At 39.9% G+C, this 16,681-nt stretch carries 11 protein-coding genes; all 11 read right to left on the bottom strand.

Translation table 11 applies throughout. The annotated features are described in order from the left end of the window. Nucleotides 1-29: 29 nt before the first annotated feature. The 11 genes from AB6M99_RS04885 to AB6M99_RS04835 all read right to left on the bottom strand — a co-directional run bounded on the left by AB6M99_RS04885 (nucleotide 30) and on the right by AB6M99_RS04835 (nucleotide 16,597). On the bottom strand, nucleotides 30-902 hold the full coding sequence (locus tag AB6M99_RS04885) for a hypothetical protein (protein ID WP_183121633.1): 873 nt from the start codon (nucleotides 900-902) through the stop codon (nucleotides 30-32). Between the two features lie 17 nt (nucleotides 903-919). Next, the gene (locus AB6M99_RS04880) at nucleotides 920-1,675 is read right to left on the bottom strand and encodes an HAD hydrolase family protein (protein WP_121834474.1); all 756 of its coding nucleotides are present in this window, start codon (nucleotides 1,673-1,675) and stop codon (nucleotides 920-922) included. A gap of 504 nt (nucleotides 1,676-2,179) precedes the next feature. After that, entirely contained in the window at nucleotides 2,180-6,127 is a 3,948-nt protein-coding gene (locus tag AB6M99_RS04875) for a glycoside hydrolase family 2 TIM barrel-domain containing protein (protein WP_369351266.1), read from the bottom strand. Nucleotides 6,128-6,275: 148 nt separating this feature from the next. Then, nucleotides 6,276-7,568 (bottom strand): response regulator transcription factor, encoded by a 1,293-nt coding sequence (locus AB6M99_RS04870; protein ID WP_121834472.1) that lies wholly within the window; start codon nucleotides 7,566-7,568, stop codon nucleotides 6,276-6,278. Further along, nucleotides 7,568-9,211 (bottom strand): sensor histidine kinase, encoded by a 1,644-nt coding sequence (locus AB6M99_RS04865; RefSeq protein ID WP_121834471.1) that lies wholly within the window; start codon nucleotides 9,209-9,211, stop codon nucleotides 7,568-7,570. The genes AB6M99_RS04870 and AB6M99_RS04865 overlap by 1 nt, the downstream gene beginning before the upstream one ends. Nucleotides 9,212-9,219: 8 nt before the next feature. Further along, nucleotides 9,220-9,825: a DUF624 domain-containing protein gene (locus AB6M99_RS04860; protein ID WP_121834470.1), complete on the bottom strand. Its 606-nt coding sequence runs from the start codon at nucleotides 9,823-9,825 to the stop codon at nucleotides 9,220-9,222. Between the two features lie 256 nt (nucleotides 9,826-10,081). Next, the gene (locus AB6M99_RS04855) at nucleotides 10,082-11,560 is read right to left on the bottom strand and encodes an ABC transporter substrate-binding protein (RefSeq protein WP_121834469.1); all 1,479 of its coding nucleotides are present in this window, start codon (nucleotides 11,558-11,560) and stop codon (nucleotides 10,082-10,084) included. Between the two features lie 121 nt (nucleotides 11,561-11,681). Continuing rightward, nucleotides 11,682-12,602, bottom strand: coding sequence for a carbohydrate ABC transporter permease (locus AB6M99_RS04850; protein WP_121834468.1), 921 nt, complete (start codon nucleotides 12,600-12,602; stop codon nucleotides 11,682-11,684). 12 nt (nucleotides 12,603-12,614) lie between these two features. Next, nucleotides 12,615-13,550 (bottom strand): sugar ABC transporter permease, encoded by a 936-nt coding sequence (locus AB6M99_RS04845; RefSeq protein WP_121834467.1) that lies wholly within the window; start codon nucleotides 13,548-13,550, stop codon nucleotides 12,615-12,617. 327 nt (nucleotides 13,551-13,877) lie between these two features. After that, complete coding sequence (locus AB6M99_RS04840) at nucleotides 13,878-15,722, bottom strand: beta-N-acetylhexosaminidase (protein ID WP_121834466.1); 1,845 nt, start codon at nucleotides 15,720-15,722, stop codon at nucleotides 13,878-13,880. After that, the gene (locus tag AB6M99_RS04835; RefSeq protein ID WP_369351264.1) at nucleotides 15,722-16,597 is read right to left on the bottom strand and encodes an ROK family protein; all 876 of its coding nucleotides are present in this window, start codon (nucleotides 16,595-16,597) and stop codon (nucleotides 15,722-15,724) included. Before AB6M99_RS04835 ends, AB6M99_RS04840 begins: the two co-directional genes overlap by 1 nt. Nucleotides 16,598-16,681: the final 84 nt, after the last annotated feature.

The raw sequence follows: 16,681 nt of genomic DNA, 5'->3' as shown, positions 1-16,681 counted from the left end.
TTATCAAAAAGAATTGAGACTGACCATTCTCAATTCTTCCAAGAAACCTTTTTTAAAGCTAAATAGCTGCAAAGAACAATAAGAACCATTGTTAACCAAACTGAACCTCCCACGCCCAGTTCACCTCCTAACCAGAGACCGGATGGTTTATTTACTTGAAAAAGACTTGCCCATTGCACTCCTAATGGGGCATAGAGGTGATAGATGGTCACAGACCAAATCGCTTGTAATCCTGTTGCTAGCCATAGATTTTTTCGCCAAAGGACTAGGATTCCTGACAAAAGACTAAATAAAAAGTCATTGACTAACAAAGGGAAAGGTAAAGTGGGGGTGCGCATCCAACTACCTAGAATTGCTACTAAACAACTCCCTGCCAAGGCAAAGGGGCGGTTGAATCTTGCTAAAACAGGTAAAAGGTAACCTTGGTAAATGAGAATATCTCCCATTGCAACTACATGATAAGCTATAAAATAAATAACAAACAATATAACTGGATGGTTACTCATAGGTCCAATCACTGAAACCTTAGACCAAATTGACGGTAAAAAACACACCAAACTAATAAGACCAAGGCCCAGTAACCAGCCTAAAAGTAGCTCTCTTAATGCCTTTTCTTTGAAATAACCCAAGGTTTCCACAGACCTATATTCAACAAGTTGAGTAACTAAAGATACTGCTGGAAAAACACCAATATAGGATAAAAGTTGAGCAATTACAGTAACATCAACAGATGGAACATAGTCAATCGTTCCCCAAATAAAAGCGGAAATGAGTATGATAAAAGACTTTAACCAGGCAGCGATCAATTCAGTTAAGAACATCATGCCAAAAGCCACCAAAGGACCTACCCACCAGCGTTTGGACACATGACCAAACTTAACTTCTTCAAACACATCGCGCATTTCACCTTCTCCTTTTCCTAAAATTGCTGATAAAGTTCCTTTAATTTTTGAGCAATGGCAGAGCTATCAGCAGGAAGTTTCTCATCTGTATATTTTTCTAGAAAGGCATAATCGCCCACTTGCACACTATAAAGTGAGGCTTTAAACATAGCTTTGTCATTCTTATCATTGCCAAATGCTACAAAATCATTTCCTAATAAATCAACAATAGTCGTTGCTTTATTTGTCTCATAAGGATTGATATAAAGACATTTTTCATGCGCAAAATAACTGACATCCATGACATTCAATAACGTTAATTCACTGGCCATATCTTCAACCAAATCCTCGTGCCGACTCATTTCGATGACAATTTTAATAGGATTTTTAAGTTCTACGAGAGGAAGTTGCTTTGCTAAATGGAGAGGATCAACATGTGAAGCAAATGGCATCTTTTCAATTTGCTGACCACTGTAATGAAAATCATCATCCACAAAATAAGGGAGATTATATCGGTGACACCATGATAGGACCGCCTTGTAGCCCTTCTCCTCTAAATGACTATGGAAAATGAGATTTCCTTCATCATAAGCAAGCCCACCATTTAAACCAATCACCAGCTCCTGAGACAGTTCTTCTCCTAAAACTGGAATACAATCCCTGTAAGAGCGCGCTGAAGCAAAGACAATCTGGTGCCCATAGTGACTTGCTTCAGTCAGTACTTCTTTAATCTCAGGCGCAATCGTTTTTCCATCAAAGCAAAGCGTCCCATCAAGGTCAAAAACAAAACGCATCTCAAAACCTCCCTCCCAACAAATGAGTCTACCATCACCGCAACTGGTGATAGTCACTTTCTAAGCTAGTGTATTCGTTATTATAATGAATGGAATAAAAACAAGGACATCGTTAAGTAGCTTTGATGAACTCTAGTATTACAGATTTTTACCCTATCTTATTCCTTGCTCAAAACACTATATCTCAATCATACGCTTTAGAACATCAAAAAGCAAGCCATTTTGGACTTGCTTTTTTCCTTATACTCATCCAAAATCAAAATTAGCATTTTATAATCTCGAATGTCATTGATAAATCATCGAACGAAGTGAGGCTAAAATGTTTCTTTCGCTATAGTGGTATTCTTAGCAGTGAAACTGTCCAGTGGACAGTTTCAGTTTCCCACCTCAAAAGGTTCCCCGAACCTTTTGAGCGTCCGCACTTTTAAGAAAGAAACAAATGATGCTGCTCTTATCAACTAGGAAGATATTCCATCATTTGTTTTCTTATTGATTTTTCAAATGTTAAGATTGTACCTCAATCACATAGCGATTATGCTGACTTCCATCTTCTGAGTCCGTTAAAATTATAATTCTATCCTGATGAATTGGAAGGACTGTAATAGCTGCGTGATGTGGTTCCGATTTAACAACAAGTGTATCAACTTCTGCACCTGACGCTACCAAATGAGAGGCGATATTCTCCTCACTCAATAATCGTTTGCCAAGCTTTAATTCTGTCAGATTAGCTGAAGAATGGCGCTCAAAATGTCCAATCACTGTGTACAATTCAATGTTAGCAATAGTCACAAAAGGTTGCCCTAGAGCTGTCTGTGGCGTATTTTCCAAATGGATGATCAACTCAACAGCAGATACAGGTTGCTCTAAATCATAGGTGATTTTGGTCAAGTCATTAACCTCTTCAACAGAGAAGACGTCACCCATGATTGGGAGTGCTTCTTCCAACTCATTTTTGCGCCATGAAAAGGTGACATGTTGTGGTAAACAGCTAAAAGCTTGATCTTGATAATAGTAAATCACAATTCGTGATAGGTACTGAGCAGTGTCGTAACTAAATCGAAAACTTGTTTGCAGATTTCCTGCTTGAGTGGCTTCACGATTTGACCACGCCTGTTTTTGCCACTGTGAAGAAGGATTAAAGTTCTCTTGAATAATTCCTCGTAGGTTTTCTCTGTTACAATTGTCACTAGTCTCTTCTGTTAATCTCACGACTGTCGGAGCCACATTTTGATTAAGATATAGTGTTTTTCTTGCGATACGAACTGATGCAGTGACTGGCAACTGGTTCCCCATCACATCAGCAATGCCCGACACCACAACGGTACCTTCTTGATGCCATCTAGGAGTTTCAGGAAGTTGCCAACAAACTGGAAAATGAAGGGGCAATAGCTCGCCGCAAGCATTATAAACAGCTACAATCTCTGGCAAGACCACTTCTTCTCCCAGCTCCACCGCAAGGCTAATATTTCGAGCGGCCACACCTTTGGAAATCATTGAGATATGCACTGGAAAGACTTGCTCTACCCCCTCTGCCCGACCAAAGGCAATGCACTCACCTTTGCTCTCTAGCAGTTCCTTAATCAACGATTTATCGAAGGTGAGCGTTTTTTCAACAATGGTGAAATCTGAATAACGCAAATGAATCGTTTTTGGCAATCTTAATGGGCTATTTTTCTCAATATAAATCATCTTAGAGAGATTGTAACTGTCTAGTTGAGACAATGAGCTAGCCTGCTGTGAGGTAACTTCAAAGCTCAGTTGTTCATTTTTCAAGCCGTCTGAACTTGCTGTAATCTTGACCTCTCCGCTTTGTCCAGTCATCTTTATAATAGCTAAGGCTTGACCTGAAAACATCTGCCTATCGGCACAATGATAAGGATGGTGATCAACAGCATTTCCATTATCCATAGCTAATAATCTTGCCGGTCCCTCGACTTGAACAGTTACCCGATTTGTCGCAGACGAAACGAGATTTCCTTTTGCATCTTCAACAGCGATAGCTAAATAATACAAAGATTTATCTGTTACCTTATCTAATGGTTGAAACGGTGTCAATCTTAATCGCTCAGCTTTTCCAACCGTTGACACAACACTTCGCCCAACCGTCTCTGCTATCTCATGACCTTCCTTATCATAAGCGATAGCCTTCAATGAACCATATGAATAAGGAATATGCCAAGTTAAGTAAAGGTTTTGGTGGTCTTGAGATTGCCTATCATCCCCTGTATAAATCTGATAACAATGCCCACCAGTGGTCCATTTTTCTGTAAATGCCTTGGTCCCATAATCTGTTTCTTTGCCATCAGGGCCTGTGTGGACTAATTGCACCTTATTCGCATTTGAATAAACAACAACTTCTACCCTATTTTGCTCATCACGGGCGACAAGAGACTCCTCCCAACTAGGTAACAGATGCAAGGTTGTATCGGTCTGATGCCACTGACTGCGGTAAAAATAATAGGTGTCTTTTGGAAATCCAGCTGTGTCTAAAATACCAAAGTAAGAACTTTTCGGAGACGGCCATGAGGTGACTGGCCCAGGTCCAATACCGTTCCAAGGTGTTGGCTCTCCTAGATAATCAAACCCACACCACACAAATTCCCCCATGACAAAATCACGTGTGATAACATCATACCATGCCTCACTAGCAAGATGGCCCCAACTCACCGTATTTTGGTCATACGAACTGAGCTGTTTATCCTGCCGCTGCTCACCCTTTTTCACGTCATAAATCCCACGACTATTAATCGCAGAAGCCACTTCTGACCCATAAATGATCCAGTCAGGATGCATGGCATGGCTGTCATCATATTGTTGACCACTGGCATAGTTATAGCCAATGACTCCCTGGAAACGGCTACTGTTATGTAGTGCTTGAGCCATATCAATTGATACAGGAAATTGCAGTTTTAATTTATTATCACCAAAGGTTATGGGACGGCTGCCGTCTATAGCATCAATCCAATAAATCATTTCTGACAATAGCTGCGCGTAATTCTCACCACTCCCAGCATGACCTTCCATTAATTCGTTTCCAACAGACCACATAATCATGGCTGGGTCGTTTAAGCCACTTTTGACCATCTGCTTAAGATGAAAGTCATGCCATTCTTGCTCTGCTGATGTCACACCAATCAAATGGTCTGCGGTGCAACTGCCTATTGTTTGGTGAAACCATTTCGCGTAATCGTGACTATTTCCATTTTTGGCATATTCCCACGTATCAAAGGCTTCCTCAATCAGTAGCATGCCAAGCTGATTAGCCACATCTTTCAGGACACGGGCGGATGGATTATGCGTGACACGGATAGCATTAACTCCCATGTTTTTAAGGAGTTTCACTTGGCGTTCAATAGCATCGCGATAGGCGACTGCTCCCAGAGCACCCTGATCATGGTGCAGACAAACACCTTGCCATTTCATGGCTTGACCATTCAACAAAAATCCCTTGTCCTTATCAAATCCAAGGTAACGAAATCCTGTGACCTCATCATGCCTTTGAAGACAGATGCCATTTTTCAAAATCTCCACTCTGACCACATACAGTTGTGGACTAGTCAATTGCCATAATTTAGGATGAGATACCTGTAATTGCTCAGTAAATAACAGCGATTGTCCAGACGCCAGCTTGATTTCTTCTGACACACATGGATTAGCAGCGCTATTTAATTGCCCATCAAAACTTTTTTCAAAGAGTTGACTTCTAATCTGTACCGTCTCCTCTGTGTCACAGGCATTATGCAAGGCAATCTCCACCTGAATTTTTACTGGTTCGCCAGCGCGTAACTGTTTTTCTAGGTCAGGTGTTCTTATTCTGACACCGTACTCTTGCAGGTGTACCTTTGGCGCCACCTTTAAATGGACCGAGCGATAAATCCCACTTCCTGAATACCAACGGGAACTTGGAATGGGATTAACCACCTTAACCGCTATGCTATTTTCCTCGTTAGCGATGAGATAGTTGGTCAAATCAAAACTAAAAGGGGTATAGCCGTAGGGGTGATGCCCGAGATAAATGCCATTGACAAACACCTCTGTCTCAGCATAAGCCCCATCAAACTGCAAACTGACACAACCTTCAAGGGTAGCATCGCTTACCCAAAAGGCTTTCCGATACCAGCCAGTCCCACCTAGCTTATAACCACTTTCTGCTTCGCCATTTTGACTATAATCTTGAGTGATACTAAAATCATGCGGTAAATCAATCTCATCCCAACTGGAATCATCATAATAACGTGCCTCTGCATTTGACAGCTCTCCAAAATGAAATTTCCATACCTTATCAAGGCACAACCGCTCATCTGTCCCATCTACAACTAACAGATGATGCCACATTTCTGGACTAAAATAACTCCCTGAATGGTCACCAGTAGTCACTTCATCGTCTTTCCTAAGTGAGTTTCCTTTTTCTTTTCTAGTCGTGTTTGACTTTTCTTGTTCGTCATCTAACATGGTACAATGTCTCCTTTCTATTGATGTTTCTGATAGTCTAATTTTGATTTTGGATGAGTATTATTTCCACCCAATAATCTTTTGAGTTCAAAAAATAGCAGAGAGAAATCCTCTTTGTGTTTCCTCTCCGCTATGTTGTTGCTAATGGTCAGTCTTTTCGATTTCTGATTTGTTCACGGTAGGATTTAGGGGATTCTCCGCATATCCGTTTAAAGATTTTATAAAAATAACCAATGTTGGTGTAGCCTACTTGAAAACAAATGTCTTCAATATTAGCATTGGTTGATAATAAAAGTCCTTGTGCTATTCTGATACGTTCTTGATTTAGGAGTTCTGAGAAACTGGCACCCGTTTCTTTTTTGATAATTTGTCCCAGATAAACAGCGTTGAGGAACAAGCGCTCACTAACTGATTTTAGGGTAAGCTCTTTGTGATACTCTTGACGGATAATCTCTAAAATCTGCCCGACATGGCTATTGTATTTGTGCTGTGTAATCAATTCTCGGAGACGTTTATCGACTTCTGCCACCAATTCTGACAAGGTCTGAGATTGTTTGGCACCAGTGTAAAGAGGTTCAATATCATCATTGCTCATACGATTAAGTTGCTGATAAACATCGACCATTAACTGAATGAAAAATTGACGAGTCAAATGGACAGGTGGGCAGGCCTTAGCAAAAGCGTCTTCTAGCAGAGGCAACCTGTCTAGCACCCCTTGAATATCCCCTGTCTGAACGAGAGGATAGAAGTCCTTATAAACCGGCATTTCGCCGTCACTGGTCGCCACAGAATGCTCGTAAAATAAACTCGCCTTGATAGTTTCCTTAACCCGATACATGGTCGTAGTGGCTAAAACTTCTTCTTGATAAACATAAGTTTGTGGCACCGTTGAACAGAGTGACACAAATAAGGCATTTTGCTCAATATGACGTACAACACTGACCAAAGCATCTGGCAAGGGGTCACGACTTGCCACAATATAAAGCGAGGATACTTGCAAGTTCTCTTTTAATTCTTGTATAGAGACATCGTCTCCTCTGAGAAAAGCTTGCGCTTGTTGACTTTTCTTCGTCCTCTGGGCAACGATTTGTTCCAGCAGATTGCGGAGGTCATTCTTGTTTATCGGCTTAACCAAATAATCTTTCACCCCTAGCGAAACGGCTTGTCTTGCATAATCAAATTCTTGGAAACCTGACATGATGATAAAATCCATTTCAGAAGACTGTTCTTTCAAGCTCGCAATCAACTCTAGGCCTGTTAATTCTGGCATCGAAATATCGGTCAAAACAATGTCTACCTGATGCTCTGAGGCATAGTTCAAAGCTTCTAAACTGCTATCTGCTGTATGGACAAGCTCAATGCCTAAAGCAGTGTAATCCACTAACCGCTTCATTCCTTCTAAAATCATGTATTCATCATCAACAATCATTAATTTATACATTAATTAGTTTCCCTTTCTTCGAGAGTCATCTTCACTAAAATACTGTAAGTGACACCGCCACCTGGTGTCTCTGATAATCGAATTGTATATGCCTCTCCAAAATGCAACAAGAGGCGTTCATGGACATTTAAAATACCAATCGAGCGCTCACCTGTCACAGGTCTCAATTCTCGCTGAGACAAGAGTTCTTGGTAGTCTGTCATAACCTTCTCAGGCATTCCTTTTCCATTATCACGAATCAGAATCTCTACCCCATCTGTTGTTTTCAAGACCTTCACACTTAGAGCATTATCACGTTTTGTCAGGTCAATGCCGTGCACAAAATAATTTTCCACCAGCGGTTGAATACAAAAGCGTGGCAGAATAATTCCCTCACATCCTGAATCAATATGGTAAGCATAGGCAATGGACTTTGGATACCGCATTTGGCAAATATAACTATGTTTCTCACAAAACGCAAGTTCTTCTGCGATAGTTGTCTCAGGTTTTTGTGAAATACTGCCGCGGAGCAGACTTGAAAACTCATAAATCATATCCGCTAATTCATCCTGATCCCTTGTCACAGCATACATTCTAAAGAACTCCAAGGTGTTATACAGAAAATGCGGGTTAATCTGTGCTTGCAAGGCCCTCATATCAGCGTCTTTTTGTGCTAATTGGAGTTGGTAAATCTCAGTAATATTTTTATCAAGCGAATCCAACATCTGATTAATATGATTAGCCAGCAACAAGTGTTCTTGACGCTTGGTATTGGTGTCAATGCGGACGCTATTATCTTCATTAGCAATCACCTGCATGGTGTTCACCAAATCCTCCACTTGGAATTGGTAATGGTAAAAAATACGCTTCAGCAAAAACAGCAAAATCCCTATTAAACCTAGGCTAGATAAGAAGATAAAGAAGGTTAAGCGAGACACCTCTTTGAAAATATAATCCTTAGAAACACCTACAGAAATAAGAAGATCACCATCCGCAAAATTACTGGTGTTTAACGGGTCTTTTGTCGGATTAAGACTATAAAAAGTATGCCCTAAACCATCCTTAATCATGGCTGAAACTGGAAACTCCGTTTCATTGGCAATCAGAGTCGTCAGATAATCTGTATCAATACTGATAAATACCGTCGCAAATAATTGGGCAGTGTAAGGCTCATACATCGCCATAGACAGGGCATTTTCTGGACTTTTATAAGACTGAGCAGCTATTTTACGACCACTTTTTAAGGCTCGGTTTGAAGTGAACACTTCCTTTTCACCAACCATGGCCAAATCAATTCCCTCAACAAAGTCATTTTCCCTGTAAATGCTGTTGATATTGTCATGAAAAGAGAGCTCAATCACATCCGCTAGAGGATGGCGAAGCAACCAAACTTGATAGTCACTCGGCGATTTGTGGAAGTAATTTTCAATCCCATCTAGCTTGTAACTGTCTCTCGAATAATTGTAAAAATCATTTTTCAAACGGCGATAGTAATAATTCATATCTTCCGTCAGTCGGCTCAGAACTTCTTGTTCCGCTTGCTCAACCGTGCGTAGGTAGCTAATGTAATTTGAATAAGCCACAATACTAGCAAAGAAGATAATAATGCCAATCGTTAGGTAAGAATAGGTTTTTAACAGGGAATGGATTAAAATCTTTTTCATGTTTCCCCTCATTCCATCATTTTCTGTTCTACTTGATGATAGATAGGCTCTAAGGTATCAAATAAAAACAATAACCACAAGATAGGGATAAAGACACCTATAATCAGCGACACCTTCCAACCAATGAACAGACAAATCGCTGTGCCGATGCCTAATTTGACAAAAGGGACAAGCCCTAAAAACACCGCAATGGATGACAGCTTAAGCCCTTCCACAAAAGTAAACGTATAATAAACCTGTAATTTGAGATAGCAAGCATAAACAGCCCATAGGTACAAAATCAGACAACAATTGCTCACCATCAATAACAAAACAATCAACTGTTGCGGTAGCTGTACCAAAAGAAATAGCCCGTAGCCTAAGAGGCCAATCAAGCCAACAATGACAACGAAGAAAGCATTCGCCTGCCAAAACTGGCGACGAAAGAGGCGATAAGCTTCTGTGAACTGATACTGATCAATCTCTAATCTATGCTCATGGTATAGGGTCAAGAGGACTGTCGCTGCTGGTGAAAATCCTAAAATAACACCACCACTAAGCAGTAAAATGACGAAAAGCATTCCTAGCTTCATCACAAAAAACAAACGGCTAAATATATGATCTAATCTGTCCATTTTTCTTTCCTTTCTCGACCTATCATTATACCATAAAAACGATTACAAATTTTATCAATTTGTTAATTTTAATACTGAACCCTGTTAAAATTGGAAACGTTTTCCACCTTCATTCTAATATGATTTTGCCTAATACGGCGGCCATATTCCTTATACAAATCATGATTATTCGTTAGGTATAAAAAGATTCCAATACCTCTTGATACTGGAATCTATGTTAAAAGAATGGAATTGGAATCGTTAGCTTTCAACAGAATTATTTTTTATTTGCTAAGAAGGCATCGTATTGTTTTTGCATTTCTTCTTTAACTTTAGCGTATGAACCTTCTGAGTTCAATTTGTCCATCAATTCTTTGATGCCTTGTTCTGGATCTACTGTACCTGAGTTGATGCCAGGAGCATATTGTTTGATGATGTTTTGAACGCTAGTCACTTCTGTTTTCACTGGGTCAATGTTAAAGTTAAAGCCAAGTGTTGCTGCTTCAACTGCTTCTGCCAAAATTTTTTCAGCTTGAGCAACATCTGCATCTGTTACTTTATCAGTAACGTAAAGGATTTGGCTGTTACCAGTGTTCCAAGCTGACATACGTGTATCAGCTGCGTAACCGTCTAGCAATTTGATACGATTGTCATCTTTAGGATCTTTTTCCCAGTTTTCGCCTTCTGGACCAAAGACAAGTCCGTTGAGCAATTCTTTATTAGTGTTCAAGAGTGTTAACACTTCCATAGCTTTTTCTTTGTTTTTAGAGGTTTGTGAGATGACAAAGTTAGCTACTTGAGTGGTGTCATTTGTCTTATAAGCTGTTGTGATTGGCACTGATTTGATTTCGTAACCAGCTACTGTTGAAAGAAGGCTATCACCGAAGTCAGCTGGACCTTGTGTTTCTTCACGAACAAACCAGTTTTGAGTTGCTAGGTCATAAGATACATCTGATGTTGCGACATCTGCTGCAATGTAGCCTTTTTTGTAGAAATCGTGGAAAGTTTTAAGGTGTTCAACATAGCCTTCAACTTCATACGGATTGACAATTTTTGTTGGGTCGCCATCAAGGTTAACAACTAATGGTAGGTCACTCTTACCTGGAAGGGCAAAGTTCATGTGTGGTAGGCTAAATTTTGTCCAAGCAATCGGTGTTACTTCTGGTTCTTTTTCTTTGATGACTTTAAGAAGTGGTTCTAGATCTTTATAAGTCTTAACGTTTGAAATATCAAGGTTGTGTTTTTTCACCAAGTTCATGTTGAAAGATAGCATTTGTTGACTTGCCACATTTCCTTGAACTGGAACAGCGTAGATTTTACCGTTGATGGTATTACCTTTAATGTAAGCTGGGTCAAGCGCTTCATAGAGAGCCTTACCTTCTTTTTTATACAAATCAGTCAAATCTGCATAAGCACCTTTACCTGCATTCAATACATAGTTATTGGCAAAGGCAATGTCATAATTTTCACCTGAAGAAGTGATGATTGACATTTTTTCTTCGTAGTCACCCCAGTCAATGTACTGGATATTAAGTTTAGCGTCTAATTTTTCACCAATAATTTTATTGGCATTTTCCATCAATTTATCAATATTTTTAGGTGGTTGCCCAATTTGGTACATCAAGATTGATGTTTTACCATCTTCTGTCTTACCAGTGTTATTGGCTTTATTTCCTGTTAAGTTTCCGCAAGCAGTAAGTCCTGCAACTGCTGTCACACCTGCTAAAAATAATGAGCATGATTTCAAAAGTTTCATTGTTTTTCTCCTTTTATTTAATGTGTTTGACGATATGATTTTTGTATGTATGTGAATTTTGAAGGTTATTGTCCATTTGAATGATTACTATCACATCCTTTACTGTTTTTTCTAGTCACTCTTATTCCTTAACACCACCGATTGTCAACCCTTTGACAAAGTAGCGTTGGAAAAATGGGTAGAGGCAAGCAATTGGCAGTGTTGAAACCACCACAATCGCCATTCGAGTTGCCTCACGCGGCACGCTAGCTGCTACACTTGCAATATTCGCACCTGCGCCAGCATTTTGCGCCAAATAGTCGATATTTGACTGAATTTTCATCAGTAAATATTGGAGAGGAACTAGATTATCACTTTGGATGTAAAGAAGGGCATTGTACCAGTCATTCCAGAAGGCTAATGCCGTGAATAAGGAAATGGTTGCAATCCCAGGAAGGGCGAGTGGTAAGCAAATTTTAAAGAAAATTTTCAACTCGCCAGCGCCGTCAATGCGGGCTGATTCAATCAAAGAATCAGGAATAGTTTTCTTAAAGAAGGTTCTCATCACCATGATATTAAATGGACTTAACATCATTGGTAAAATCAAAGCTGCTACTGTATCTTTAAGGTTTAAGAACGAAGTCATAATGATATAAGTTGGAATCGTTCCAGCACCGAACAACATCGTAATCAAAGCCATCATGGTAAAGAAACGACGGTATTTAAAATCATTTCGTGAAATCGCATAAGCATAAAGCGATGTGAAGAAAACATTAACCGTTGTTCCAACCACTGTGATAAAGACAGTGATGAATAAGGCTTGTAAAATCTCATCCTTTAAGGTTAAAAGGTATTCATATCCTGACCAACTCAAACTTTCTGGCCAAAAAGAATAGCCATGTAAATTCAAGGATTTTTCATCTGTTAGTGAAATAACAATGACGAAGATGAAAGGAAGAATACATGAGAAGGAAAGAATACCAACCAATGTACTGAAAATCCAGTCAGTTTTTTTACTAAAGGAATGAATGCCGACATGATCAATTTGTTTCTTTTTTGCCATTTGTTCTCCTTTCTAAAAAAGTGCTGAATCTTTGTCAAAGCGTCTCACAATCATATTAGTTGATACAACCAAGAGACAGCCAACAATTGATTGGTAAAGTCCTGCTGCTGATGCCATCCCGATGTCTCCTGCTCCTGAAATACCATTATAAACGTAGGTATCAAGCACTAAAGTTACATCATATAGGGCACCTGAGTTTTTCGTTGTTTGATAGAATAATCCGAAGTCTGCTCGGAAGATATTGCCGACTGCTAAAATGGTCAAAATGGTAATCAATGGCACCAATTGTGGAATGGTAACATGTTTGATACGTTGCCACTTGCTTGCCCCATCAACAATCGCCGCTTCGTAATATGAAGGGTTAATTCCCATGATGCTTGCGTAGTAAATGATACTGTTATAACCAAGCCCTTTCCAAATACCTAAGAAAATCAAGATAAATGGCCAGTACGTCTTGTCGCTATACCAGTTAATCGGATTTAAGCCAATGGATTGCAGTAATTGGTTGACTAAACCTTTATCTGGGCTCAAGAATGCATAGACGAAAAATGAAATGATAACCCATGATAAGAAGTATGGGAAGAGCATTGTCGTCTGGTACACTTTTACCAATTGTCGAGAGCGTAACTCACTAAAGACAATAGCAATACCGACTGCTAAAATTAGTCCCAAAATAATAAATCCTAAGTTGTAAAGTAAGGTATTTCGGGTGATGATGTAAGCATCCGATGAATTGAAGAGGAATTTAAAATTGTCAAAGCCTATCCACTTGCTCTTCATCAGACTATCCACAAAGCCATTACCCGTATGCCTGTAGTCCTTAAAAGCCACCACATTTCCTAAAACCGGAATATAGAAGAAGAGAATCAACCATATCACACCGGGTAATACCATCAGCAGGAAGATAAGATTGTTTTTTAAGTCCTGCCACCTTTTTTTTCTTTTCATAAGGTCTCCTTTCCTTATTTTTAATCGCTTTCATTTTGTGATATTAGTATAACTTACTTTTTCACAAAATAACATGTTCTGATTAAAGCTAAACCTATACAAATTATAGACAGGAGAGAATATACTAAAAAAGTGTATTATACCTATCAAAACTTACTTTATCTGCTATCTTTCCAAATAACGCTTCTTATAGTAAAAGGAAAGCTAGTCAATAACTGCGCAAAATTATTACAAAATAGGAAGGCTGGACATGTTTTTGCCCAGCCTTCAAAGATGAGGATAAATCATTCCTCTTATAAATGGTATTAATCAGTCTCAATTTGCTAATTAAGTCGTGTAAATGGTTGAGGCTGTCGCCATGAGATGCCACTGATTAGCTGTTGTTGCCTTGCTATCACGGTAAAAATCATTGTGTGGCAATAATTCAACTTCTAATTCATCAAGACGCTCAAGGTGTCCTAAAACATAAGCTGTAAGGCGATCACTAGCTCGCTCAATACGAGCCAAGAGTCCTCCAAGACGGATATCAATCGTATCTAAGCCAAAGACTTTATTCTCGGTCAACCATTGACGGCTATAGGTACGATGAAACTCTTTGACAAGTCCTGCTAGCGTATCTAAGGTATCCAAACTGGCTTGTAGCGCTTTAATATCCTTAGTCTGATAGGCGACACGAATATCATGAGATAACCTTGCTTTGATCGCTAAAATGCGACAAAGTTTTTCTTGAGTTTCAAAGAGATAAGCTAGACGGTGATTACCTCTGGCAATCTCCGCCAGCTCTTCTGCTACCTGTGCATAATACTGACTGTCCTCTTCATGGGCAATATGCAAATCCAGCAAGGGGCAAAGGATATCCTGATACAAAATATACCGTCCAGGATTCATGCCATTCAATTGACCTGGGTTGCTTGGTGGGTGATTGGCGCTGTCAATTGCAAGGAAATCTGTAGCTGGTAGACCAAACAAGGTTTCAAAATGCTTTTCCCAACCACTGACACTATCTTGGTAAACAAGCTGCGCCCATGCTTGTAGGGTAGCTAAGACAGAGAATTGCGAACATTCACCGCCATTGTCTCCCCAACCAGTAATCGTTACTTGCTGTACACCTGCTTTCTTAGCGGCATGATGGGCTTCTGGGGCAATTTGAAGACTAAAACGATTATCAGGAGCGTAGCCAATCCATTTCCACGCACCACCTGCAAAAGCAATATTATCAGTTAATTGCTTATGGCGCTCAAAACTTTTTGTATAACGTTCCTCAGTCAACTGGTAATAATCCCAATAGATTAACTGCACGCGCTCTTTCAAGCGTGTTAAGTAACTATGGACTTCTTGATCAATTTGCAAAGTATCGTCTTTCGCATCCAGTAAATGGAAGAACATATCGCTCCACATCGAGCACGAAAAGCCGTAACTTTCTGCAATATCCAACACGCGCTCTAAATGCTGACACATGATAAGGCTGCGTTTTTGGTAACCATGTTCTGTTAAATAGCGCCCAAGCCCTAACATAAAGGCTTCATCCATACCGATATTGATACGACGTGTTTTGAGGTACGACAAGGTTTTGAACATTTGGTCAATCAGGTCATAGACAGCCTCACTACCCACAAGTAAAATATCATCGACATCACGCAGGTCTTGAACTTCCTTGACCTGCCATCTGACAAAGGCGCTCAAATGTGCCAAGGTTTGGATACATGGAATAAAGTCCATGCCGTAACGATTAGCAGTCGCTTCAATCTCTTGGAGTTCCTCAACCGTATATTTTCCACGGAAATAGCCAAAATAAGGCTGATTTTCTAATTCATAGGTATCCTCTAAGTATAATTGATAATTAGAATATCCCATAAGCGCTAAATCTTCTATTAACTGTTTGGAAGCCTCAACTGAAATCACACAATTACGTCCGCAATCAACCATATAGCCAAAATCAGGATAAGCTGACTTTTCTTGGATCGCAACGACTGTTTCTCCTTGGCGCAATGCAGTGGCTAAAAGCGTCAAACCTCGATAAAGCTGATGTTTTTCTTCAGCACAGATGGTGTAGACACCTGCTTCACCTGATACCGTTAGCCCTTGGCCACTTAGTTGGCAATTGAGAGTGACATCTCCCAATCCTAAACGTTCGAGTAAATGATTTGGAAAATCATCTTGTAGTTGTTTCATTAGTGTTCCCTTTCTTGAAGTGTGTTCATATAAGCGCCAATCAAATTGGCTGTATTCGTATAAGTACATGCTTTAATGGTAGGAATTTGCGGCAAATCTTCTGGAAATAATTGCTGTAATTGCTGCAAACGGTCATTAACCTTCTGAATAAAATACTCATTCTGACTAATGCTGCCGCCGATGCAAAGAAGTTCTGGGTCCAAAATGTAATGGAGATTCAATAGCCCTTGACACAGGACATCAATCATAGATGTTAATGCTTCTTGGCATACCAAGTCTCCTTTTTCTGCCATATCCACAATAGCTTTGCCATTTAGCTGATGGTATTTTTCGAGAGGATGAGCACGAACACGGCGAACGAGACTCCCTGTTGAAGCTAGTTGAGACCAATTTTTCAACGGAAAATACATACCTTTAAGCATCATGTAGCCAAATTCTCCTCCGTAAGACCGAGCTCCTCGGAGCAACTGTCTATTGACAATCAGAGCTCCTCCTATCCCAGTCCCTACAACGATGCAGGCGCAGCTTTTAACCGTCGTATCACTGGCCAATTCACTAAGACCTACGCAGTTAGCATTGTTTTCCAAATAAATCGATAGCTGATACTCCGCCAATAACTCATACCAAGACACGCCGTGAATGTAAGGGATTGCCGACAGGCCTCCAATGGTTCCATCGCTGTAATTAATCGCACCTGGAACACTTAGAGAAATAGCAGTCACACCTTTTTGACGAATAATGGTATCCATATAGGAGAGTAAACCTTCTAAAGTTTGAGGCGTATCAATTTGCTGATAATTGATGAGCTGTAAATCACTAGCAATCAGAGCTGACTTAAGTCCTGTACCTCCAATATCAAAACATGCTACTACCATAACGGTCTCCTTATCTTTATTACATGAAGTGCATTTTGGGAAATACATCCCATATTGCTATTGTTAACGACCTTTAACCACTTG

Origin of the sequence: Streptococcus hillyeri (assembly GCF_041081565.1) — a bacterium.
Lineage (GTDB): Bacteria > Bacillota > Bacilli > Lactobacillales > Streptococcaceae > Streptococcus > Streptococcus hillyeri.
The sequence above is the reverse complement of the archived record's forward strand: the minus strand, read 5'-3'. Positions and strand labels throughout refer to the sequence as shown.